Origin of the sequence: Rosistilla carotiformis (assembly GCF_007753095.1) — a bacterium.
Lineage (GTDB): Bacteria > Planctomycetota > Planctomycetia > Pirellulales > Pirellulaceae > Rosistilla > Rosistilla carotiformis.
Map to the genome: position 1 here is coordinate 7,213,554 of NZ_CP036348.1, position 24,302 is coordinate 7,237,855.

Annotated in this window: 21 protein-coding genes; 13 read left to right on the forward strand and 8 right to left on the reverse strand. The window is 59.1% G+C overall.

From position 1 onward, the window contains the following. Positions 1–35: 35 nt before the first annotated feature. The 5 genes from Poly24_RS25940 to sthA all read right to left on the reverse strand — a co-directional run bounded on the left by Poly24_RS25940 (position 36) and on the right by sthA (position 5,465). Entirely contained in the window at positions 36–713 is a 678-nt protein-coding gene (locus Poly24_RS25940) for an ABC transporter ATP-binding protein (RefSeq protein WP_145102375.1), read from the reverse strand. 119 nt (positions 714–832) lie between these two features. Next, positions 833–1,621: a TatD family hydrolase gene (locus Poly24_RS25945; protein WP_145102376.1), complete on the reverse strand. Its 789-nt coding sequence runs from the start codon at positions 1,619–1,621 to the stop codon at positions 833–835. 7 nt (positions 1,622–1,628) lie between these two features. Further along, positions 1,629–2,660, reverse strand: a complete 1,032-nt coding sequence (locus Poly24_RS25950) for a phosphatidate cytidylyltransferase (protein ID WP_231753356.1) — start codon at positions 2,658–2,660, stop codon at positions 1,629–1,631. Next, positions 2,657–3,715 carry a phosphoribosylformylglycinamidine cyclo-ligase gene (gene purM, locus Poly24_RS25955; RefSeq protein WP_145102377.1) on the reverse strand — a complete coding sequence of 353 codons (1,059 nt, stop codon included), beginning with the start codon at positions 3,713–3,715 and terminating at the stop codon, positions 2,657–2,659. Before purM ends, Poly24_RS25950 begins: the two co-directional genes overlap by 4 nt. A 346-nt stretch (positions 3,716–4,061) precedes the next feature. Further along, entirely contained in the window at positions 4,062–5,465 is a 1,404-nt protein-coding gene (gene sthA, locus Poly24_RS25960; protein WP_145102378.1) for a Si-specific NAD(P)(+) transhydrogenase, read from the reverse strand. A 170-nt stretch (positions 5,466–5,635) separates the two neighbouring features. On the opposite strand from sthA, the gene Poly24_RS25965 reads away from it, so the two are divergent. From Poly24_RS25965 to Poly24_RS25985, 5 genes are all read left to right on the forward strand, one after another. Then, on the forward strand, positions 5,636–5,854 hold the full coding sequence (locus Poly24_RS25965) for a DUF3311 domain-containing protein (protein ID WP_145102379.1): 219 nt from the start codon (positions 5,636–5,638) through the stop codon (positions 5,852–5,854). Continuing rightward, positions 5,851–7,431, forward strand: coding sequence for a sodium:solute symporter family protein (locus tag Poly24_RS25970; RefSeq protein WP_145102380.1), 1,581 nt, complete (start codon positions 5,851–5,853; stop codon positions 7,429–7,431). Before Poly24_RS25965 ends, Poly24_RS25970 begins: the two co-directional genes overlap by 4 nt. Before the next feature lie 143 nt (positions 7,432–7,574). Then, positions 7,575–9,410, forward strand: coding sequence for an SLC13 family permease (locus Poly24_RS25975; RefSeq protein WP_145102381.1), 1,836 nt, complete (start codon positions 7,575–7,577; stop codon positions 9,408–9,410). Positions 9,411–9,602: 192 nt separating this feature from the next. After that, complete coding sequence (locus Poly24_RS25980) at positions 9,603–10,598, forward strand: type II secretion system F family protein (protein WP_145102382.1); 996 nt, start codon at positions 9,603–9,605, stop codon at positions 10,596–10,598. Between the two features lie 17 nt (positions 10,599–10,615). Next, the gene (locus tag Poly24_RS25985; protein WP_145102383.1) at positions 10,616–11,152 is read left to right on the forward strand and encodes a protein kinase family protein; all 537 of its coding nucleotides are present in this window, start codon (positions 10,616–10,618) and stop codon (positions 11,150–11,152) included. 37 nt (positions 11,153–11,189) lie between these two features. Here the strand turns inward: Poly24_RS25985 and Poly24_RS25990 are convergent, their stop codons facing one another. Continuing rightward, complete coding sequence (locus tag Poly24_RS25990; protein WP_145102384.1) at positions 11,190–12,443, reverse strand: hypothetical protein; 1,254 nt, start codon at positions 12,441–12,443, stop codon at positions 11,190–11,192. A gap of 236 nt (positions 12,444–12,679) precedes the next feature. On the opposite strand from Poly24_RS25990, the gene Poly24_RS25995 reads away from it, so the two are divergent. From Poly24_RS25995 to Poly24_RS26030, 8 genes are all read left to right on the forward strand, one after another. Next, the gene (locus Poly24_RS25995; protein ID WP_145102385.1) at positions 12,680–15,784 is read left to right on the forward strand and encodes a hypothetical protein; all 3,105 of its coding nucleotides are present in this window, start codon (positions 12,680–12,682) and stop codon (positions 15,782–15,784) included. Then, positions 15,781–16,881: a tetratricopeptide repeat protein gene (locus Poly24_RS26000; RefSeq protein WP_145102386.1), complete on the forward strand. Its 1,101-nt coding sequence runs from the start codon at positions 15,781–15,783 to the stop codon at positions 16,879–16,881. The genes Poly24_RS25995 and Poly24_RS26000 overlap by 4 nt, the downstream gene beginning before the upstream one ends. Positions 16,882–17,072: 191 nt before the next feature. Next, on the forward strand, positions 17,073–17,414 hold the full coding sequence (locus tag Poly24_RS26005; protein ID WP_145102387.1) for a histidine triad nucleotide-binding protein: 342 nt from the start codon (positions 17,073–17,075) through the stop codon (positions 17,412–17,414). A 20-nt stretch (positions 17,415–17,434) separates the two neighbouring features. Continuing rightward, the gene (locus Poly24_RS26010) at positions 17,435–18,517 is read left to right on the forward strand and encodes a class I SAM-dependent methyltransferase (RefSeq protein WP_145102388.1); all 1,083 of its coding nucleotides are present in this window, start codon (positions 17,435–17,437) and stop codon (positions 18,515–18,517) included. Positions 18,518–19,105: 588 nt separating this feature from the next. Beyond that, positions 19,106–20,035, forward strand: a complete 930-nt coding sequence (locus Poly24_RS26015; RefSeq protein ID WP_145102389.1) for a DUF1559 family PulG-like putative transporter — start codon at positions 19,106–19,108, stop codon at positions 20,033–20,035. Positions 20,036–20,229: 194 nt separating this feature from the next. Further along, complete coding sequence (locus tag Poly24_RS26020) at positions 20,230–20,637, forward strand: carboxypeptidase-like regulatory domain-containing protein (protein WP_145102390.1); 408 nt, start codon at positions 20,230–20,232, stop codon at positions 20,635–20,637. 270 nt (positions 20,638–20,907) lie between these two features. Further along, entirely contained in the window at positions 20,908–21,279 is a 372-nt protein-coding gene (locus Poly24_RS26025) for a methyltransferase (protein ID WP_145102391.1), read from the forward strand. 215 nt (positions 21,280–21,494) lie between these two features. After that, a complete protein-coding gene (locus tag Poly24_RS26030) occupies positions 21,495–22,649 on the forward strand; it encodes an aminotransferase class I/II-fold pyridoxal phosphate-dependent enzyme (protein ID WP_145102392.1) in 1,155 nt (384 codons plus the stop codon). Between the two features lie 46 nt (positions 22,650–22,695). Here the strand turns inward: Poly24_RS26030 and Poly24_RS26035 are convergent, their stop codons facing one another. After that, positions 22,696–23,109 carry a GNAT family N-acetyltransferase gene (locus tag Poly24_RS26035; RefSeq protein WP_145102393.1) on the reverse strand — a complete coding sequence of 138 codons (414 nt, stop codon included), beginning with the start codon at positions 23,107–23,109 and terminating at the stop codon, positions 22,696–22,698. 16 nt (positions 23,110–23,125) lie between these two features. Then, on the reverse strand, positions 23,126–24,280 hold the full coding sequence (locus Poly24_RS26040) for a M20 family metallopeptidase (RefSeq protein ID WP_145102394.1): 1,155 nt from the start codon (positions 24,278–24,280) through the stop codon (positions 23,126–23,128). Between the last annotated feature and the right edge of the window lie 22 nt (positions 24,281–24,302).

The following is a 24,302-nucleotide window of genomic DNA, read 5'->3' on the forward strand; positions in this document are numbered from 1 at the left end:
CCGTCGGTTCGATTGCGGGGTGACGCGGGATCGTCTTAGATGCTGGCGGTCGCCATGGCGCGATTGAGGTCTTCGAACTTTTCGATCCGATCGAACTGTTCCGCTACCTGCATGCTGTGCGTAACCAACAGCAACGCCACCTGTTCCTCGCGGCAGGTGTCGCGGATTAGATCGATGATCGTTTGTTGATTCGCGGGATCGATGTTCGCTGTCGGTTCGTCGGCCAGCAACAACTTGGGACGTCCGGCTAGCGATCGCGCGATCGCAACGCGTTGCTGTTGACCCACCGACAACTGGCTGGGCTTGTAGTGCATTCGATCGGCCAGCCCGACGCGTTCCAACAGATGTCGAGCCCGCGCGATGTCGTGGCGTCCGCTGCCAAAAGTCATCCCCAGACGCACGTTCTCTAGCGCCGTAAACCCGCCCAGCAGGTTGAAGGTCTGGAAGACGTAACCGATCGCCCCGGCGCGGAACCTATCGCGACCGGCTTCGCTGAGCCGCGCGATGTCGTAGCCATTGACGATCACCTGGCCGCCGTCCGCTTTGGTGATCCCCGCGATCGTGTGCAGCAGCGTCGACTTGCCGCCGCCGCTGCGGCCGATCAACACGACCTGTTCCCCCGCATCGATCGAAAGCTTGGGGATGTCCAGAACCGTCAGCGTTCCCCCGCCAGGCTGAGGGAACTGTTTCTTCACGTCAACAAGTTCAAGCATCGTCGGCTTTTCTTTGGGGAAAGGGGGAGAGATGTGGCGGCGTTTGCAGCGTGGGCTCGAACCTGACAGTACGCATCGAAACGCGAAGTTGTTTGGTGGAGCTACGGATTCGCTGGTTTTTAGGCGTCCAACGCGATAGCAAACCGGCGGCAAGCGTTCTGCGTCGTCTGATCGGCAAATTGCTGCACCGAAACGCCGCGGGCCTCGGCCAAACACTCCGCCGTGTGCTGAACATACCACGGTTCGTTGGGACGTTTGCTGCGGAAGGGGTGCGGCGTGAGGTAGGGAGAATCGGTTTCGATAAGGATCCGGTCGGCGGGAATCTTGGCGGCGACTTCGCGCAGATCCTGCGACTTTTTGAAAGTAACCATCCCGGCGAAACTTATATCCATTCCCAGGTCCAAGCACTTCTGCGCCAGTTCCCAGTCGCCGGTGAACGAGTGCATGATGCCGTTGACCGGCCCCTGCTTGCCCGCGTCTTGCAGCACCTGCAAAACCTCGGCTTCGCTGTTTCGCATGTGGACGATAAACGGCAGTCCGGTCTGCCGGGAGAGTTCGATGTGCTGCTGGAACAGCGTCTGCTGCAGCGGCAGCGGCGCGTTGTCGTCCCAGTAGCAATCGAGTCCCGTCTCGCCGATCGCTTTGACGCGCGGATGCTTGGCCAGTTCGACGATCTCGTCCCAATCGCCCGCATCGGGTTTGCCGACGTAGGTCGGTTGGATTCCGACGGCGGCGTAGACGTCGGGGTAGCGATCGGCGATCTCGATGCATTTGCGACTCGACGCCGCAGTGGTTCCCATCGCCAAGGTGCAGACGACACCGGCGTCGCGAGATCGCTGCATCAACGCGTCGCGATCGTCGTCGTAGCGTGGGTTATCGAGATGGGCGTGGGTGTCGAACAGTTTCACGATTGGATCAGACGGAAAAGAAGTAGCGGGTCAGGTGATAAAAGACGGGAGCGGCGAAGCAGACGTTGTCGATGCGGTCCAACAGCCCGGCGTGCCCTTGAACCAAGGTGCCGGTATCGGTCACGCCGCGATCGCGTTTGATCGCACTTAAGGTCATCGTGCCGGCGGATGACATCATCGCCACGATCATCGACATCACCGCCGCTTCGTACCATTCGAACGGCGTCGCCCACCAGAGTGCCGCGCCGATCGCTCCGGTCAAAACGATGCTCCCCAGCAGTCCCTCCCAGGTGCGACTGGCGTTGATCTCTTTGGCGATCACGTGGACGCCGGCGAATCGATTCCAAGCCTGCTGCAGCACGTCGGCGATCTGGGCGATCAGGATGAAGAAGAACAGCAAGCTAACGGGGCTGCCATCCCACTGGACCTTGCGGCTGCTGCTGAGGTTCAGGTCCAACATCGCCGGGGCGTAGCTGAGCGAATAGACGCAGATCAGCAGACCGACTTGGATCTTGGCGGTCCGTTCCAGGAACCGCTTCGAATCGCCAGCCAATGCGTTTCGCGCCGGGATGAACAGCGATCCGTAGACCGGGATCATGATGCTGTAGAGTCCGTAATAGGCCGGGCCCAAGGCGATCAGCACATATTGCAGTGGCGTGAAGATAAAGAAGACCCAGAAGAGCGTTCGGTGATCGCCGCGCCGCGTCGGGGTCATCGTGACAAATTCGCGGAGCGCCCAGAACGAAACAAATCCGAACAGCAACACCGTCACGCCACGGATGAATTGGTCCATCAAGAAGGCGAAGACCAGGATCGCCGACATCATCAACCAGACGCGAACGCGATGGTTGAACCGCTGCAGCAGCGCCGGGTTCATCATCGAACTCTGCCGTCGTTCCAACAAGCGGCCGGTCAACAGCAGGATCGCCAAGACGGCGACAACCACGCCCAGCAACCAGAAGGTCGATGTCGTCATCTGCGCCACGGCCAGCGGCAGCGACGAATTCAGCAGCGGCAACAATGCAGCATCACAGATCATGCAAATCGACTCTCACCACTGCCGGCTTCGACATGGCCGATCTCGGTGCACTCGCATCCGCCAGCCCGCACCAGTTCCATGATCTTGGCAGCGTAGAAATCGCTGACGACCAAGACCAGCCCCAATCCCATATTAAAGACTCGCTGCATCTCTTCATCGGCGACGTCTCCCAATCCCTGCAACCAAGGGAAGACGGGCGGCATCGGCCAGCTGTCGGGTTGGATCACCGTATCGACGGTCTTCGGCAAGATCCGCGAGAGGTTCTCGTGCAGCCCGCCGCCGGTGATGTGAGCGATTCCGTGGACGACATGTTTGACGCGGTAGTGCCCCAGCACGCGACGTAGCATCGACGAATAGATCCGCGTCGGTCGCAGCAATTCATCGGCGACCGATGCGCCGCCCAGTTCGGCTGGACAGGCATCCAGGGCGATCCCGGCGTGCGAGATGATCTTGCGGACCAAGCTGTAGCCGTTGGAATGGATGCCGTCGCTGGAGATGCCGATGATCTTGTCTCCCGGGACGATCGATTTGCCATCGACCAAATGTTTACGATCGACGACGCCGACGGCAAACCCGGCCAGGTCGTAATCTTCGGCGGCGTACATGTCGGGCATGATCGCGGTCTCGCCACCCAACAGCGCACTGTCGGCTTGCAGGCAACCGTCGCTGATCCCTTTGACGACCTGTTCCAACCGATCGGCATCGTCGCGTCCCATCGCGATGTAATCGAGAAAGAAGAGCGGTTCGGCGCCGGTGCAGATCAGATCGTTGACGCACATCGCCACCAGATCGATTCCCACCGTATCGTGGCGGCCTGTTATCTGAGCGACTTTTAGTTTCGTGCCAACGCCATCGGTTCCGGCAACCAGAATCGGATCTTCGTAGTTGCGGGAGAAGAGCGGGCTGGAGAAGTCGAGCTTGAACAGCCCTGCGAATCCACCGTCGTTGGAAACCACGCGGGGGCTGAACGTTCGCCGGGCAAGGGAGGGCAACCGCTGCATCGCTTGAGCGTACAGATCGAGATCGACTCCGGAATCTTTGTAGGTTACTGGCATATCATTCGTCGATTGGTAGCATCGGGCACGTCTGCCCAAACGCGGCGTTTTGCAGCGGAAAGGCGAAACCGCCCATCCTACTTGGAATTTGTGAGTGCCCCCAGAGAAAGCGGGATGCTGGGGGTCGCACCATTATGCCAAGATTTGCCCGCCGATAGCAGGCCCGGTCCCAATGCCGCACCGCAAATAGCTGGAGTCGACGTTTTCGCTGGAGTCGAGGCTTTAGCCGACGAAATGTTGGAGTGGAGGCTTTAGCCGACGAATTACTGAAGCCGAGGCTTCAGCCGAACGGGGGTTGGAGTTGCGCGTATTTCGGCTGAAGCCTCCACTCCAGCGAATACGCGACCTAAAACAGGCGGTTGTAGCCGTTGAGGGCGGCGACGCGGTAGGCTTCGGCCATCGTGGGGTAATTGAAGGTCGTGTCGACAAAATAGTCGATCGTGTTGTGTCCTTCGGGCTGATTCATGATCGCCTGGCCGATATGGATGATCTCGCTCGCCTCGGCTCCAAAACAGTGCACGCCCAGCACCTCGCGGGTCTCGCGATGGAACAGGATCTTCAGCATTCCCGCGGTCCGGCCGGTGATCTGTGCCCGGGCGAGACTCTTGAACTGCGACGAACCGACTTCGTATGGCACACACTCCTCGGTCAATTCGCGTTCGGTCTTGCCGACCGAACTGATCTCGGGACTGGTGTAGATCCCGGTCGGGATGTCGCGAATTCGCAGATTCGATTCGACTTCGACGCTGTCGGAAAAGTGTCGCGCCGCGGCGCGGCCCTGCGTATACGCCGCACTGGCCAGCGAGGGGAATCCGATCACGTCGCCGACGGCATAGATATGATCGCGCGCGGTTTGGAATTGCTCATCGACCTCCAACTGGCCCCGTTTGTCGGGCGTTAAGCCGACGTTTTCCAAGCCCAATCCGTCGGTGTTGCCTTGCCGGCCGTTGGCCCACAGCAGCGCATCGCTCTTCAATTGCTTGCCGCTTTTGAGATGCAAGATGACTCCGTCGTCGACCCCTTCGATTTTGTCGAGCGTTTCGTTGTGGCGAATCACAACGCCTTGATCGCGCATGTGGTACGCGAGAGCGTCGATGATCTCATCGTCCAAGAACTCCAGCAGCTTGGCCCGCGTATTGATCAAATTGACTTTGATACCCAGATTGCGAAACATCGATGCGTATTCGCAACCGATCACTCCGGCGCCGTAGATCGTGATCGAAAACGGCTTTTCGTCGATCCCCAGAATCGTGTCGCTGTCGAAGATTCGGGGGTGCTCAAAATCGACGTCCGGCGGATGGTAGGGACGCGAACCGACGGCGATCACGATCTTGTTGGCCGTCACCTTCTGATCGCTCTGGCCATCGATGCGGATCGTGTGATCGTCGACAAAGCTCGCTTGGCCGACCAGAACCGGCACGTTGTTGCGATCGTAAAACGTCTGCCGCATCGAGACCTGTTTGCCGATGATCTGTTGAGCGCTGCTGCGCAGTTGCTTCATCGTCGGGTTGGCGTGCACGCCGCAGGCTCGCAGCACCGGGCTGCCCAGCGCGTTCATGACGCTCGAGATCGAATAACGCAGGGCCTTGGAGGGGATTGTCCCCCAGTGGGTGCAGCCGCCGCCAATCGACGTGTGCCGCTCGACCACCGCGACTCGCAGCCCCGCTTTGGCGGCTTGCATCGCCGCACCTTCGCCTCCAGGCCCCGTTCCAATCACCAAAACATCGTAATCGTAGGTTGAATTGCTCATCCGAGCGATTATCGCACTAGACCGCCGAATCGCACAAGTCGCGGTGTCGCGCGTCGAATTGGCTGACTCAGGGGATCGCGACAGCGGGGCCGCTAACTTGGTACATTACACGCCCTCGTGCCGAAGATTTCCCACCAAATTAATCGATCGCCCGCTGCAAAGGTCCTGCGTTGAAGTATTTGATCTGGTTTCTGATTGTCGTGCTGGTGGTCTTGCACCAAGACTACTGGCAATGGAACAACGCGACGCTCGATTTTGGGTTTCTACCCCGAGCGATCTCCTATCACGTCGGGATCTCGATCGCCGCGGCGACGCTGTGGTTGCTGGCGACCAAATTTTGTTGGCCCGATGCGGCGATCGAAGGTGAGTTGAAGGAGGGGGACCGATGATCCAGTTGGCTGTCATCCTGATCTACCTGGCGCTGCTAATCACGCTGGGACTAGCCGCCAATCGGCTGTTTCGCGGCACCGCAAAAGACTACATGTTCGCCAGCCATTCGATCGGCCCATTCCTGCTGTTGATGTCGCTGTTCGGAACGACGATGACCGCCTTTGCGCTTGTCGGTTCGACGGGCCAGGCGTTTCGCGCCGGAGCGGGCGTGTATGGGCTGTTGGGTTCGGCCAGCGGAATCGTCCACTCGCTGTGCTTCTTTGTGATCGGAGTTCCACTGTGGCGACTGGGCCAACGCCACGGCTACCGCACCCAGATTCAATTTTTTCGCGATCGCTTGGACAGCCACGCAATCGGTTTCCTGTTGTTCCCGATCCTGGTCTTTTTGGTGATCGGTTACCTGATGGTTGGCGTGCTCGGCGGCGGCGCGGTGGTCGAAGCGGTTACGCAGGGCGCGTTCGAAAAATCGGGGATGTTTGCCGCGTCGGGATATGGCGTTCCGTCAGCGATCGCGTCGGCGGTGATCTGTCTGGTCGTGTTGATCTACGTCTTTTTTGGCGGCATGCGAGGCACCGCTTGGGCAAACGCTTTCCAGACCGCTGTCTTTATGGTTCTGGGAGTTGTCAGTTTTGTCGTGATCGCCGGTGCCATCGGCGGCACCGACAGCTTCATCGAGAATCTGCGGATCGCATCGTCGCAAGTCGAAGAGAGCCAGCTGACGCGGGCCAAGATTCCCAAGCCGCTCTTCTTTTCGTTCCTGTTGATTCCGCTGTCGGTCGGTATGTTCCCGCACGTCTTCCAGCATTGGTTGACGGCCCGGAATGCCAATGCGTTTAAGCTGCCGATCGTGATGCACCCGATCTTTATTATGATCGTCTGGGTTCCCTGCGTGCTGTTGGGGATCTGGGCCAGCGGTCCCGAATCGGGAATCGCCGACGCGTTGGCGTCGATGGACCCGCACGATCGCGGCAACGCGGTGCTGGGGTTGTTGGTCAGTACGCATGCCGGTCCGCTGTTGGGCGGGTTGTTGTGCGCCGGCATTCTGGCGGCGGTGATGTCGTCGCTGGACAGCCAATTCCTTTGCCTGGGGACGATGTTCACCGAAGACGTTCTGCAAACGGGGGACTCCGAGGGGCGCGACGATCAAAAAACGGTGAGGATCGCGCGAACATTTGTCGTCGCCGTGGTACTGGCTACTTATTGTTTGAGCCTCGTGTTGCCTCGCAGCGTATTCGACCTGGGGCTATGGTCGTTTGCCGGCTTCACCGGGCTGTTCCCCTTAGTTTTTGCGGCGATCTATTGGCGACGGCTGACCGCCGCCGGAGCGATCGCCAGCGTGATCGCAGCGATTTCGGCCTGGTTCGTACTGTTTTACCGCTCTGATTTCGGCGGCAACCCCCGCTACAGTTTCCCGGAACAGCCGCTTTCGCTGGGCTTTTTACAAGTCCCGCCATTGCACCCGGTGGTAGCGGTATTTGTCGTTTCAGCAATTACACTGGTGCTCGTTTCGTTGGTCACCAAGCGGCCCGAGGCAGCGACGCTGGAAAAATTCTTCGGCCGCTGCCCGCAGAATTGATCGCAGCGGTGCAGCCACCGATCCGACGCGTCCTGGCCGCCATCGATCGTTCGAATGGTCCCTGATTACAAAACCCCGCGGGCAATCACCGCTGGGGGTGTTTCGCAACCCTGTTGGCAATCGATACAAGGAGCTTCCAGCACTTGGTTTGGGAAAGTTGGTTTACGATCGCCATCGTATGCGTCTTGCTGTACGCGTTGGCTCGCCGCTGGGCATCGACCGATCTATTGGTCCTGGCCAGCCTGGCCGCCTTGGTCACGGTCGGCGAACTGTCGACAGCGTTTGCCTTGGACAGCCGGTCGTTGAACCCGGAGGCAACCTTTTATCTGCCGACCGTCGCTCAAGCGATCGACGGATTTGGCAGCCGCAGCGTCGTTACGATCGCGCTGTTGTTCGCTGCGGTCGTTGGGCTGGAATTGACCGGCGGCACCGAACTGGCAACCAGTTGGCTGTTGCGGCGACCGAAGTCTACCGTCGATGCACAGCTGCGATTAGTTGCTCCCGTGGCGGCGTTAAGCGCGTTCCTGAACAACACTCCGATCGTCGCTGCGATGTTGCCGGTCGTGACCGATCTGGCGAAGAAGATGCAGGTCAGCCCTAGCAAGTTCTTTCTGCCGCTCAGCTACGCCGCGATCCTTGGCGGAATGTGCACCCTGATGGGAACCAGCACCAACATCATGGTCTACGACATGATCCAACAGAGTCCCGGTGGGCGGCCGCTGCACTTTTTTGAACCCGCTTGGGTTGGATTGCCTGCGACCTTGATCGGGATCCTATACATGACCGTTGGCAGCCGCTGGTTGATGCGCGATCGCAAGCCCGCGGTCAGCACCAGCGACGATCCGCGGCAGTACACCGTGGAGATGGAGGTGGTTCCGGGCGGTCCCTTGGCCGGTCAATCGATCGAAGATGCGGGGCTGCGACATCTGCCAGGCCTCTACCTCGCCGAGATCGAACGGGGGGGCGAAGTCTTTCAAGCGGTTCGGCCGACACAGAAGCTGCAGTCGGGCGATATCTTGATCTTCGTCGGGATGCTCGAATCGGTCGTCGATCTGCAAAAGATTCGTGGGCTCGAGATCGCGTCGGAACAGGCGAGGAAAGTCGCCGCGCCGGCCTGGAACCGATCGCTGGTCGAAGCGGTTGTTTCGCCGCGGTGCCCGTTGGTCAGCAAATCGATTCGCGAGGGAGGCTTCCGTACGCATTACGGAGCCGCCGTGATCGCCGTCGCTCGAGGCGACCGCCGCGTGCCGGGCAAGCTGGGCGATGTCGTGCTGCAACCGGGCGACGTGCTGCTGTTGGATGCGCCCGCTTCGTTCACTCAATCTCGCCGCGATACTCGCGACTTCTTCTTAGTCAGTGCCGTTGAAAACGCTTCGGTTCGGCGTCCCGAACGGGCCTGGATCGCCTTGGGTGTGATCACGCTGATGGTCCTGGCTGCGGCAAGCGGTTTCCTGGATCTGACCACTGCAGCGCTCTGTGCGGTGATCGCCATGATCTGCTCGCGTTGCTGCACGTCGACCGAAGCGCGGCGTGGGATCGACTGGTCGGTGCTTGTCGTGATCGGCGCCGCCTTGGGAATTGGCAAAGCGATGGAGACGACCGGCGCAGCAGCGGGAATCGCCGACACGATCTTATTGCTCGCCGGCAACAACCCGATGTTTGTCCTGGCAGCGGTCTATCTATCGACGATGCTCTGCACTGAATTGATCACCAACAACGCGGCGGCGGCGCTGATGTTCCCGATGGCTTGGAGCGCGGCGTCGAGCATGCCTGGCGTCGATCCGCTGCCCTTTGCGATCGCGGTGATGATCGCCGCATCGGCCGGCTTTGCCACGCCTTTTGGATATCAAACCAATCTGATGGTCTACGGCCCCGGCGGCTATCGCTTCACCGATTACCTGCGGTTTGGCGGGCCGTTGGATTTGATCGTGTTCGCCGTGGCGATGGTCATGATCCCCTGGGTCTGGCCGCTGCAGTGAGGTCATTCATTTTGCGGCGAAGGTCACCAGGGCACGACGCGCGAACTGCGGTTAAACTTCAGTTGAGTTCGCCACGTTTCATTGCGTCAACTGTCAGCGACGTGCCGGCAGCTGGCGAAGATTTAATTGTTCGCTGAGTTCGCCACGTTTCAACCAATCCAACGGAGTCGATAGCGGGTGTTTTCGAAAGGGATGAGCCAAGCGTTAGCGGCGAGGTTCTGTCGCCGAATGGCGACGGGGTTTCACGCCGGCGTCGACCTGCTGAAGCTGTGTCAGCGGGAAGCGCAGCACGGATCGCCAAAGCACAAAGCGGCGATGGAAGCGGTCGCCGCCCAGCTCCGCGACGGCACGCCGATGGCTCGCGCGATGATCGACGTTGCCGAGGGGAAATATTTCCCGCCGCTGATGATCCAAATGGTTCACATCGGCGAGACGACGGGGCGGCTGGAACGAACGCTCAAGGAATTGGCCGATCACTACGACCATCGGATCGCGATGCAGCGGATGTTTCTGATGGGGATCGCTTGGCCGATGTTGCAATTGATCGCCGGGATCGGGGTGATCGGGTTGGCGATTCTGATCACGCAGATGCTTGGATCGGAATTCAACGCCGTCGGTTTGAACATGACACAGTATCTCACGCTGGTCACGTTGTTCTTCGGCTCGATCGCTGCGGTGGTGCTGGCGATCAAGTTCAACGCGTTTGGATGCCACCGATTGTTCGCCCTCGTCTATCGGATTCCCAAGGCGGGGGAAGCGCTGCAGACGATCGCGCTGTCGCGGATCTGCTGGACGCTTTCGCTAGCATTGGACTCGGGGATGGATGCGATGCGGAGCGTGAAGATGGCGTTGCAGAGCACGCAGAACGATCACTTCGCCTCGCGGGCCGACACTGCGATCGCAACGATCAAATCGGGCGGAACTCTCACCGAATCATTTGCCTCCACCGGCATCTTCCCCGAAGAATTCCTGCACTTTGTCGAGGTCGCCGAACTCTCGGGAACCGACGCCGAATCGCTTGGAAACCTCGCTGACATCTACGATCAACGCGCCAAAACGGCCACGCGAGTCCTGGTCGGTGTGATGACCGGCGTGATCTGGGCTGCCGTAACCATCCTGTTGGTCGCTATTATTTTGAAGATGGCCATGAGTGTGTTTGGGGTCTACGACGAAGCGTTAAAGATGTAGCCAAGGAGTTGGGAAAGATGTCGCACAACAAAATTATCGGTTCGGCGCAGTGGATGCTCGTGACGTTGGTCGCCATCGGTATGTTCTCGTCGCTTGTCATTTTGAGAGCTTATGGACAGGAATCGCCAGCCCCCGACGCGGATCAAAAGATCCAGGATTCGATCCGCAGCGCGCTGCAAGGCGAATCGTCGACCGCGCCGGCGGAAGAGCCGCTGTTGGGCGACGTGCTGGATTTAATTCGTCGCCAGGGAAGCATCCTCGACGGATCGACTCTGGACACCGAAGACGATTCCAAACCGGAGCAGGCGGAATCGACCGCGGTCTCCGACGCGCATTATCGCGTCGCCGAGATGCTGTTAAAGACGTCGCGGATGCTCGCCGCACTGCCGGGCCAAGGCGACCTTGAGCGTCAGCAGCTGGTTCGCCAGATGCGACGGCAAGCAGCCAAGTGCCTGCAGGGCGGAGAACCAACACCGCCGGACAACGTTTTCTTCCAGCCGGCGGGCGATCCTGTCGCACCGATGCAATTTGGCGACGATACAAACGAAGAGTGAATGGAATCGCGAAACGGCGAGCGGCGATTGCTTTCGATCAGTCTTCGCCAGTCTCTTTCCTCAGTAGCACGCGCAATCCGTCCAAGACGCGGGAGAAGCGATTGCGAGCCCGTTCGATCAATTGATTTTGCGCTGCGTCGCGAGCCCGTTTCGCCGCCAGGTCCTTAGGGGACATTTTCACGCGTCCCGATTGGATCGCGGCATCCTCTTGCCGCAGCTGTGCCGTTCGCGAAGCGGCTGCGGCCGTGAACTTGCCGTAGATCCCTTCCATCGTCTGCAGTGCGTCTTGAAAATTTCCGAGCCGGAAATCGCGATCGCGGACATGGGCGATCAAGTCGGCTCCCGGACAGATCCCCGACCGATTTGCGGCGTCGGCAAGCTGCGAGAACGCTCCCTTGTCCAGGATCTTCGCCGTCTCTGCCGATTCCTGCAGCGCATTGCCACCGATCACGACGTCGTCATCATCTTCGATGGGCGGTGCCGCGGGCGTTGATTCTTGAACGGGAGCTGGTGTCGAAATTTGAGAAGCCTCGTTGTCGCCGGCGCGCTGCGGAAGCGCCTTCAGCCGGACGACCCGGTCGCGCTGCCCTAACTTTAAAAAAGTTGGAAGATCGATCGTTCGCAACCGCTCTCCGGTGATCGCCGACTTCAGACGCACACGCTGCGGGTTGTCCGACTTGCGAACGATCGCCAGGTAGGTCTGTCCGCCACCATCGATGAAATAGAGTTCACCGGTTCGCACGTCTTTGACATTGCCGACGGGGCGAACCTTGAAGCAGCGGTCGATCAATTCACGTTGACTGATTGCTGCCGGCGCAGCGACAAATTCGCGAATGAACTCCTCCAGCGAAGGCATCTCCTCTTCGCCGCTGTGCGTCAATTCCTCGCTCGCCTGGACATCGAGCGTATCCTCGTGCGATTGATCGACCGCGTCGGCTTGTTGCGCCTGCAGTTCGCGCGCCTTCCGCGTTTCGGCGCGTTGGATCAACGCCGGCAGCGCCGCCTGCATCTCATCCAACTTTTCCATCACCTCGCGGTAACGGGTTTGCTTTTTCTGCAGCCGCCGCTCCTTCGCTTCCTGCTCGCTCGACTTCCGCCCCGAAGTCTCTTCGATCTTCGTCCGCATCACGCGAATTTTGCTGGACTCGTAGCGTTGTTGGATCCCTTGCAGCTTTTCGAGCGTTTGTCGGTAATCCTTTAGCGCGAACAGGCCCTGAGCATCCATCACGGAGGTCGCGTCGGAATTACCTCGCATTAAACCGTACAAGTCCATGAAGTCTTGCTCGTCCACCAATTCAATCCTATTAAAATGTGGGAAGGGAGCGGCCCTGGGACGCAAGTATAGTGCGTCGACGGCGCGATGTTTCCGCGTCGTCGATCATGTTCCGCTTAATTATTACGGAAGTTCAAGGGGAAGTCGAAGCTTGGAGCATCGTAATATGCTTGCTTCGACATCCGGTTTCAGCTTAACTTGCACGGGCTCCCGGCTTTACGCAATCCAACTAGCAGCACGACTAATCTAAGAAAATGCAACGATTTTGTTTACAGATCATCGCCTGCTGGCTGATTGGCATGGTGATCCCCGCCTCGGCGGCTGAGCCTGCCCGCGCCTTCCTCGATGGGCTTCGGGCACGCGGCTATCACGATATCGCGCTGGACTATTTGCAGTCGCTGCAAACCAATCCGGCGGCCCCAGAGGACCTGAAAGAGGCAATCGAATACGAACGCGGCGTGACGCTGATCGACGCCTCGCGGTCGCAGAACGATCCCAAACTGAGAACTAAATATCTCAGCGATGCCGAAACGGCGCTGAAGGCGTTTGCGAAAGCGAAACCAGACAGCCCGCAAGTTAATGCCGCCCGCAGCCAACTGGCAGGCTTGATCGCCGAACGGGCGCGGATGAGTGTCCAGCAAGCCAATGACGGCGGCGGGCCCAAGCTGCTTCAGCAGGCAACCAAACAATATAACGAAGCCGCCGCGGTGCTGGCGGAACTGAACAAGTCGGTCAATGCGGAGCTGGACAAAATCCCCAAGGTCCTCGATTCCAAGGATCGCAAGCAGGCGGCATTGATCCAGCAGCGAACCCAGTTGCGAGCCGATAACTTGCAAACCCAACTGCTGGCCGCGGCGATTCGCGAGGAATCTGCCGAAACCGTGCCGGCGGGTTCGCCCGAGCAGAAGAAGTATCTGATCGAAGCGGCCACGCTGTACGACGAGATCTATAAAGAATATCGCACGCGTTTGGCCGGCTTGTATGCGCGGATGTATCAAGGCCGCTGCAACCAGCGATTGGGACGACTTCGCGATGCACTGGGCTACTACGGCGAACTGCTAGACCAGCCCGACGAACCCGATGCATTTCGCGTTCTCAAGACCAAGACGCTCCGATTGGCAATGGAGTGCTGGCTCGATAACTCGCAACAAAAATACCTTGAAGCGATCAAGCAGGGAGATCGCTGGATCGGATTGGCACGACCCCACGAAGACCGCGAACCCGATTGGCTCGCGATCCGGTTGAGTCTCGCCAAGGCTTACAAAATGCAAGCCGACGACGCGGGGGAAAGCGACAAACGATTGGTCAGCCGGTCGATCGCCGAGGCCCGTACGCATGCGGAGGCGGTCGCCAAAGTACGCTCCGAATTCCAAGACGAAGCCCGCCGACTGGCCGCTCGCTTGGGCGGCCCCGAGGACGCGCAAGTCGAATTTGTCCCTGAGAACTTTGAAGACGCCAAGGTTGCTGGCCAGGAGGCGTTGCAAGCGATCGCCAGCAGCGATGCGGCGGTCCAACAAGTCGCCGGCGAATTAGCGGCAGCAAAAGACGAAGCTGCCAAGAAGTCGTTGCAAGAGAAGTTGAAGGCGAGCCAAGCGGCGGCGCAAGGGGCTCGCGACAAAGCGATGCGATTCTTCCGAACGGCCCTTTCGCTGGCCGATCGCGAGACGCCGCAATCGGAAGTCAATTTTGTCCGCTACTTCATGTGCTATTTGTATTACCTGGAACAAAAGCCATTCGAAGCGGCGTTGATGGGTGAATTTGTCGCCCGCCGGCACCCCACTTCCGCCGGCGCCGTCCCTTCGGCCAAGATCGCGCTGGCCAGTTATGTCACCCTGTACGATCAAGCCGATGCGGCCGATGCCGACTTCGAAGCCGAACGGATCACGACGCTGGCGATGTACATCGCCGACACCTGGCCCAAGCGTCCCGAAGCTGCCGAAGCGTTGACGACGGTGATCCCGTTTGTGATCAACGATGGCGATCTGCCCCTCGCGAAACAACTGACGCAGCGGATACCTGCCGGATCGGCGGGGCGTTTACTGGCTGAATTGCAAACCGGCCAGGCGATGTGGGGGCGATACATCACACATTCCCAACAAGTACGCACATGGGAACAAGAGGGAGCTCCCGAGGGAACCGATCTGGCCAAGGAGCGAGCGGAGTTGGAGACGCTGCAGAAGGGGACGATCGAACTGTTGTCCGCTGCGTTTGCCAGTCTGGCGGCCAAAGGCCCCGCCGACACGACAACGGTCACTGCAATGCTGTCGCTGGCGCAGGCCTACGTCGAAACGCTGCAAGGCCCCAAAGCTGTCGAAGTCCTTGAGAACGGGCAAGTCGGCCCGCTGACGCTGGTCGATAAAAAGGATCCATCGGTCAGCAATCCGGTGATGATCGAAGAGACCTACCGGACCGCGCTTCGTGCCTATATCGGTTCGTTGGGCGAAAACGGCGATGCAATGATGGAGAAAGCCAAAGGCGTGATGACGTCGATGCAGCAGGCGGTCGCCGACGACGAAGCGGGCACGCAGCGGATGTTGAGCGTCTACATCAGCTTGGCCCAAGACATCGAACGCCAGATGAAAGCCGCTCAGTCGGATGAAGACAAGCGAGCGTTGTCGGTCGTTTTCGAAGCGTTCTTGGAACAGCTGAGCAGCGGGTCGAGCGACCTGAACGTCTTGAACTGGGTTGCCGAAACCTTCTCCAGTTTGGGGGCGGGATTCACGACCGACGGCGCGATCGGTCCCGATGCGAAGAAGTATTACGATCAATCGATCGCCGCCTTCGACAACATGTTGCAGCGTCCCGACCTGCCCGAGGGGACTGCAACGCAGATCAAATTGCGGATGGCGCAGGTGCAAGCCACGACGGGCGCCTTCGATGCAGCGCTGGCGATCTTCGAAGAGGTATTGGCAAAAAATGCGATGATGTTGAACGTGCAGGTCGAAGCGGCCAAGCTGTTGCAAGACTGGGGCCAGCAGGATGCTGACAAATATCTGGAAGCGATGAATGGTCCCGGCAGCGCCGCACCTTCGGTCTGGGGTTGGGCGAAGATCGGTAAAACGACGATCACCTATCCACAATTCCGGAACACGTTTTACGAAGCGCGTTACGAATACGCCCGCAGCGCGCTGGCATTGGCTGCGTCGCGTCAGGGTGCCGACAAAGACAAACTGCTGAGCAATGCCGAACGCAGTCTTTCCCAAACGCAAAGGCTGTATCCCACGCTCGGTGGCGATCAGTGGCCCACCAAATACGACGAAACACTAAAGGAAATCCAAACGGCGCAGGGCAAACCCGCTGTTGGACTTCCGAACATCCCACAACCCACCAATGATGCGGACAGCGGAGAAGGTCAATGAGTTTTGAGAACGTTGGTTTCCACGGAACCGTTCGGAGCGCTCGCTGCGACAAGCCGATGGCTGGCCGGATACGAAGGGCTGCCTGCCTTGTCTTGTTGTTGCTCGGAGCTTCGACTGAGGTGAACGCCCAGTTCGACCAAGTTTATCCGCTGCGTGGCGCCCCGATGAATGGCGAATTCGTCGATTCCACACCGACAACCGTTACGATCAAGGTCCAAGGAAGCGACCGAGAGATCGCGGTCAACGAAATTCGCCGGCTTGGTTTTAAGGAAGATCCGCCGGAGCTGAAACAAGCGCGCTCCCGCGTGTCGGCGGGCGACTACCAAGCGGCGATGGACGAGCTGAAGAAAATCAATCCGGCCAGCGTCACACGGACGATCATTTTGCAAGACCTGCAATTTTATTTGGCGCTCTGCGAAGGCAAGCTAGCCCTTTCCAGCGGTGGCGACAAGGCAAAGGCTGCGGCGGCGATGTTGGCCTTCGTTCGGAAAGCTTCCAAAAGCCATCACTTCTTTGCGGCGGCGGAAACGCTGGGCGATCTGGCCGTGGCCTTGAACAAGGCTCCCGAAGCGATCAAATATTACGGCGCGATCTCGGCGCAGGCTCCTTGGCCCGAATACAAGATGCACGCGGTGATGCTGGAAGCCCGCGCCTTATTGGCACAGCAGGACTACGCCAATGCACAAAAGAAATTTGCCTCACTAGCGGGCGTTTCCGCTGCCACGCCGGAGATCAAACGGCAGCAGTTACTAGCGGAAGTAGGCGTGGCGCGATGCCAAGCGGAAACGGGAGCAGCCGATGCCGCGATCGCTGCGATCCAGAAGTTGATTGCCGACAACGACGAATCGGACGCGGAATTGTTTGGCCGCGCCTATAACGCATTGGGTGCCTGTTATCTAAAGGCCAACAAGCCCAAAGAAGCCCTGATGGCCTACCTGCATGTCGACGTACTGTTTTACAGCGAACCCGACATCCACGCCGAAGCCTTGTATCAGCTGAGCAAGCTTTGGGAACAGGTAAAGAATCCCGACCGCTCCGTCGCCGCGCGGAACCTGCTGAACGACCGCTACGCCGGCAGTCGCTGGGCCAGCATGTAAATCGGGACGCAGTTTCGCCGGCTACAAGGGATTGTAGGGTTCAAGCCGTTGCGTTCTTCGCACGCGGTGACGAATCGGCGACGCCCGGGTAGAATAAACACGCGGACCGTTCAACGGCGGTCAAGCCAGTCCCCTGCAGAGGCTTGGCAGCCTCTGATCCGCCGTGTTTTATTTGCCTCACGAGCCGACCGATGACTGAAACCATTTTCTCCAAGATCATCCGCAAGGAAATTCCCGCCAAGATCGTCTTTGAGGATGATCTCTGTCTGGCGTTTCACGATATCGCTCCCAAAGCTCCGGTTCACGTGTTGGTGATCCCGAAGAAGGCGATCCGCAGCGTTGCCGATCTGGAGCCGGAAGATCACGCGTTGATCGGTCACTTGTTTGGTGTGATCCGCCAAGTTGCTGAGCAATTGGGGCTGGAAAAAGGTTATCGCGTGATCACCAACAGCGGCCCCGAGGGAGGCCAGGAGGTGCTGCATCTACACTTCCACGTGCTCGGCGGCCGGCAACTCACCTGGTCCCCGGCGTAACCCAACCCTCACGGAACCCAATGCCTGACAGCCCGCTTCCCGAACCATCGCCTCACGCTTTGCCCGCTCGGCCAGCGGAACAGTTTCTGATCCAACAGTTCAGCGAGGGCAAACTGCTGCCTGCCGCAGGAGACGTGCTCACCACGTCGTTGGGGCGCGCTCAATTGGCGGCTGCCTTGGCCGCGTCGAACCAGTACAACCGCGTCGATTGTTGGTACATCGACCTATACCAAGCGAATCACGCGAGGGGGGATCACCCCAATCCTCCGGCGTCGCTGAACATCCTCTGCGACCCCGATCCTCCCGAACACCAGTACGATCTGGCGGTCCTGCCACTGGGCCGCCGCGGCGAGACCGAATTGGTACGCGATCAATTGCAAGCCTTCTTCAATGCCATGAAGATCGGTGGCCAGTTGTGGGTCGCTGTCGACAACCCGACCGACAAATGGGTGCACGAGCAGATACTTAAGCTGGGCGTGAAGCCGACGATCATCTCCGGCAGCGATTCGATCGCTTACGGTTGCGTGAAGACGGCGGAGCTTAAGAAACAGAAGAATTACGGCTGTGAGTTTGCGATCCGCGATCGCGGTCGGCTGTTGAAGGTCTACTCGCGTCCCAGCGTCTTTTCGCATCGACGGATCGATCCGGGAGCGCGGCATCTGATCGACGCGATGCCGATCGAAGCGGGAATGCGTGTCTTGGACCTTGGCTGTGGTGCCGGAACCGTTTCGCTGGCCGCCGCCACGGCGGCCGATCAGGTGACGGTCCATTGCATCGATAGCAATTCCCGCGCGGTGCAGTGCGTACTGGCCGGAGCCGAATTGAACCAGTTGACCAACGTAACGGCAAGCGTTTCGGACACCGGACAGATCGATGCGCCGGGGAGCTTCGATTTGGTTCTCGGCAATCCACCCTACTACGCCGATTTTCGGATCGCCGAATTGTTCATGGCGACCGCGCACAAAGCGCTTCGCTCGGGCGGACGCGTCGTCTTGGTCGGCAAGGATGAAGAATGGTATACCGACCAGATGCCGGTGTTGTTTCACAGCATCGAGATCCAGCCGGTCAAAGGATACCTCGTGGCCAGCGGAACCCGGTTGTAGAAGGTCGCCTTTCGCTCCGCGAAAACGTGTCCAACGAGCCATGGGTTGTCGAGGCAAGGCAGGCTGGGGTGCGTTGCGTGTCCGCCTTCCTTAAGCCCTGCTTGGGCAATGTCTTACGGTCACTGAGAGCGGCTGGTTCGCAGGAGGCGTGGTGTCGATGGTCTGACGTGGGCCAATCCCATTTGTGAAGCTCCGCTCGTGTCGACTGCCCTGAGAGTTGCGACATGTTCGTGTGATTCAAACAGGTGATTCGCCCAGTCGACTGCTGGCCTGCGTTGTTCTTCTAGCTATTTCTTGTTGCACCAAACCCCGTGACTGTCCTTATATGGGTTCGTAATCGGAATCGGACCTCGGTTCGAGGCCAACGCCCGTGCCTAGTCGTCTCTTTGCGATCTTCTTGCTCTCGATCGAACCCCATCTTTTGCCAGCATTTTTGAGCACCTTTCCCTTATTTTGGTTGATGTCACATGTCTGACGTGTTACCATCGTTCCTGACTAGGCGGAAGTTGATGGGTTTTATAACTAGACAACACGAGTGATTGGCTGAGGGTGTCTCATGCCAATATCACGTCCTCCTAGGGTATCTGCATGAAGTGTTTCAAGAAGGTTTCTAGCTCTTCCCGCACGGGTTTTACGCTCGTCGAACTGCTCGTCGTTATTGCAATCATTGGTATTTTGGTCGGATTGTTGCTTCCGGCGGTTCAAGCGGCACGTGAAGCGGCGCGGCGGATGCAATGCAGCAACAATTTCAAGCAGATTGGTCTGGCGCTGCACAACTATCACGATACCTATCGGTCGTTTCCGCCGGGTGAGCTCACCGTGAGCCGACTCGGCGTGCTGGCTCTCATCCTGCCACAGATCGAGCAAGGCCCACTGCACGATCAACTCTCCGCTGCAGGCGCCTACATTGGTCGAAACACCGCGACAGCACCGGCTTGGCATAGCAACCCGGCCATTGTGTCGACCGGCACTACCCCCCTGGCAAAAACGATAATCCCCGCCTACATCTGCCCATCGGACCCCAGTTCCGATCTGAACGAGCGGATGAAGTCAAACGACAGCGGCGCATTCGCCAAGGCGAACTATGTCGGCATTTATACGGCCGTCAGCTACGACGCCGCTGGTGCAAAGACTGCTGATCGCAAAGCGACCTTCTACGAAGACTCGAAAGTCCGGTTCCGCGACATCACCGATGGAACCAGCAACACGATTGTCATGGTCGAACGTGCCGGCCTGGCTCCTTACAACAGCTCGATGTGGATGGGCTGGCATAACCTGCCCGGGCCAATCGACAATAGCTACCAGTTTTCAATTCGAACGCGGATCAATCGATTCTCCAACGATACAGACTACCCTATCAGCGGCGGCAGTTCTTACGCCGCCAGTAGCGCCCATCCCGGCGGTGCCCAATTCTTGCGTGGCGACGGCTCGGTCACCTTGCTTCCCGAGACCATCGACCTGCCAACGTATGCCGCGTTGGGGACGATCGACTGGGGCGAGGTTATCGGCGAATACTGATTCGTTCGATGAACCGCAAGCTTGTGGCGTTTTTGGGCTCTAGCCAAAGTCACGCTGCAGTTTCTCACCAATGCACCAGATAGCGACGATCGCTTGTGTCGCTATTTGGTGATCCAATTCATGCAAAACAACGTCGTCTCTTTACGATGGGTCTAAATAACTTGTACACGCTAGATAAATGGAGCGGAGCTGGAATGCATCGAGAGCGCATTACATTGTCGCTGATGGTTTGCTTGGTCGTCAGTTTGGTCGGGTGCGGCCAAGATAGCGGGCCAGCCTTGGGGAAGGTCAGTGGAACCGTCACACTCGGCGGGCAGCCGTTACCCGACGCCATGGTCAGCTTCTACCCGACCTCGGGCGAGCGATCGGCCCACGGCATGACCGACGCGGCTGGCCACTACACCCTGATGTTCACCGGCCTCAAAGAAGGCGCCATCGTGGGGCCGCATTCTGTCAAAGTTGAGACCGGTGTGCAGGTCGGTGAGGAAGAGGTAACTCCTGCCGCAAAGGTCGTTCAACTGCCCGCCAAGTACAACAAAAACACGGAGCTGACCGCCGAAGTCGAAGGTGGCTCAAACACATTCGACTTTGACTTGCAATAGCTTACGCCTGGCGGCTATCGGAGAGAATGTAGCGGTACGGCGGAGCGTTTTGCTTGCCGGAGCAATTTCGAGGACGAGCTTCGCAGGTACGCCTGGGAAGCTCGCTCCTGCAGTTCAATTTTGCCTCGTGGATCGCGTTTCTTGGGTGCGCAGCTTACGTGGACCGATGCATCGCGCAAATCGAAGCGCCGTGATCCCTGCTTCGTAATCCTACGAATGCAACGTGAGTAGTCAGCACTTCGCTGGAGCTGCACTGCATGAGATCACGAGATGCCGATGCGCAACGGGGCCGATGATGCGACAGTCCATTGCATCGACAGCAACTCCCGCGAGGTGCAGCGCGTGTTGGCCGGAGCCGACTTGAACCCGTTGACCATCGTGACGGCAAGCGGTTCGGGTACCAGGCAGATCGATGCGCCGGGGAGCTTCGATTTGGTCCTCGGCAATCCTCCCTTCTACGCCGATTTTCGGATCGCCGAATTGTTCGTGGCGACCGCGCACAAAGCGCTTCGCTCGGGCGGACGCGTCGTCTTGGTCGGTAAAGATGAAGAATGGTATACCGACCAGATGCCGGTGCTGTTTCACAGCATCGAGATCCAGCTGTCCCAAGGACACCTCGTGGCCAGCGGAACCCAGTTGTAGGAGGGCGTTTTTCGCTCCGCGATAGAGCGTGCATGAACCATTTACCAGCACCACGCGCCAGCGAGCAATTGAGTGATTCGCGACCGATAAAGTGGTTCGTATTTACTCGCTTGCGTTTCGTGCTAGTATTGCTAGCGCTACATCCGGGGGCTGGGCGCAGAACCGCGATCAATGACCTCATCAATTTCAAGCTCAACGTCAGGTAGTTCCGCAGCATGGACGCACGTTTCGACTGGATCGCTAAACAACTGAAGCAGCTCGACGGCGAAGGGGCTACGCGACAGCTGATGCCTCGGCAGTCGCAGCCCGGCCGGATGGTGATCCAATCCGACGGCATCGACCTGGTCAATTTTGGCTCCAACGATTACTTGGGGATGGCGGCGGAGCAATCGACGCAGCGGCCTGAGCATGGATCGATGGGGAGTGGTGCGAGCGCGCTGGTGACCGGGTTTTCTCCCGTTGCGTTGCAGTTGCAGCAACGTCTCGCCGAGTGGGAAGCGACCGATAGCTGCGTTTTATTTCCGACCGGGTTTGCCGCTAATCTGGGGACGATCTCCGCTTTGGCCGAAGCGGGGGATCTGATCCTGAGCGACGCCGCCAACCACGCCAGCATCATCGACGGATGCCGATTGTCGAAGGCGCAGCGATTCGTCTACCCGCACAACGACACGTCGGCCGTCGCCGCGCTATTGGAAACCCATCGGCGGCGATTTGCGCGGGTCTTCATCGTCACCGACAGCGTCTTCAGCATGGATGGCGACTTCGCCCCGCTGGAAACGTTGTGCGATCTGGCCGACCGGTACGATTCAATCTTGATCGCCGACGAAGCGCATGGAACGGGAGTCTTTGGAGATTCGGGAAGCGGATTGTGCGAGCACTTGGGAGTGAAGCATCGGGTGCCGATTCGGATCGGCACGCTCAGCAAAGCGATCGGTGCGATGGGAGGCTTTGTCGTTGGGCCACAGGTCGTCACCGATTATCTGGTGAACCGATCCCGATCGATGATCTTCAGCACGGCCCTCCCTCCGGCGCTCGTTTCGGCGGCGCTTGCCAACGTGATCCAGATTCAAGAGGAACCGCAGCGGCGGGCGCAGCTGTTTGAACTCTCCCAGCGGCTGCGCGATCGCGTCGCCAGCAAGTGGCGGCTGCCCCCGATGTCGACGCCCGGACAGATCGTACCGTTTGTTGTTGGCAGCAACGAGGAAGCGGTGCGGGCCTCGCAGCGGCTGGCCGATGCCGGCCTGTTTGTTCCCGCGATTCGACCCCCGACGGTTCCCAAGGGGACGGCGCGATTGAGGGTGAGTCTGTCGTCGAGCCACAGCGACGAGGAGATCGATCGCTTGGCCGAGGCGTTGTGCGGGCTGCGATGATCGGCAGCGCAGCATCACATCGATCGGCGCCCTGGGCGGGCGCGATTTACTCGCGCGGACGCAACTGATAAAAGAGCGCCTTCTTTTGATCGGGCAACGCGTAATCGAAGCCGCACGATTGCAGGAACCGTTCCGACGAACTGATCGCCATCACCTCCATCACCCCCAATTCCCGAGCTCGCATCGCACAGCGACCGACCAATTCGTGGCCGATCCCTTGGTTGCGAAACCTTTCGGCAACGGCCAGGCACTGAATTTCGGCCAGCTTGCGGCTGTAGATTTCGACCGCGGCAAAACCGACACAGACGTCGGCTTCGAAGGCGACGAAGCCGTGTTTGCTGAGCACTTGGACCTCTTCCTCGCTGCGCCGCAACAGCAGCCGATCGGCGAAAAAGGGCTCCAGGAATTCCCAGATCACCGCAGCATCGTCTACTGCCGCTTCACGAATGGTTACACTCATCAAGATACCCCGAAGATTACGCTCGACGTGGGTGCGGTTCGCAACACCAACGCTGAATCACTTGTTGATAGACTTCCACGCCACGATCAAGCTGCTGCAGATCGATCCATTCGTCCACGGTATGGGCTTGAGCAATATCGCCAGGCCCGCAGACGACCATCTGTTCGAACTCGCTGAAGATGCCCGCATCGGTTCCGTAACATACGGTTTTCGGTTTTTCCGTCCCGGTTAATTCAACCATCTCGCGAACGAAAGGGGCATCGGCGTCGATCCACATCGGGCCGCAACCGTTGATCCGTTGGAATGTGATCCCCAGTTCCGCGGCTTTGGCCTGCACTTGTTCGATCAATTCGCTGCCGTCGATCCCGGGCATGGTTCGCATGCTGCCCCAAGCCTGGCACTTCGCCGGAGTCACGTTGATCGCGGTCCCACCGCCGGTGATGCCGATGTTCCAGGAGAGGTCGGGCGGATCGAAGCGGGCGTCTTGCAGAGTGGGATCGCTTTGAGTGCGTTCGTGGATCGACTTCAACAGTTGCAGCATCGAGATCATCGGCAGCGTGGCGTTGACGCCATCGCGCGAACTGCTGTGCCCCGCCTTGCCACGGCTGGTCAGTCGAAAGCCGTCGATCCCTTTGTGGGCGTGGACGATGTCCAGCGAAGTCGGTTCGCCGATCACGGCGACCGGTTGTTGTTCGACCATTTCGCGATACAGCTGCGACTGGTCAACGACGTTCCGCGCGCCGCCAAAACCCGTCTCCTCGTCGGCGGTGACGACGATCCACAGCGGCGCTTGCTGTTGTGTTGCCGTGACGCTTTCGGCGGCGATCAACATCGCGGCCAGCGAGCCTTTCATGTCGCAACTGCCGCGGCCGTACAGCCGCCCGCCCTCGATGATTGGATCAAAGGGATCGTTGCTGCCGGGGCCCTGCCAGTCGTCGGCCGGGACGACGTCGTTGTGCGCGAAGTAGGCCATTCCGCCGACTCCCTCGCCGCGGCGCGCGACCAGACTGACCTTCGTGACACCCGCGGGGTCGACGTACGAGACGCGTTCGGTGGTGAATTGCAACCGATCCAATTGCTGCTGAACAAACGCAGCGACATCTTCGTTGCAGCGGTGGCTGACCGATGGAAAGCGAATCAGATCGGACGTTAGGTCGACGACGGGCGACATCAAACAAACCTTTGGAGGGGGC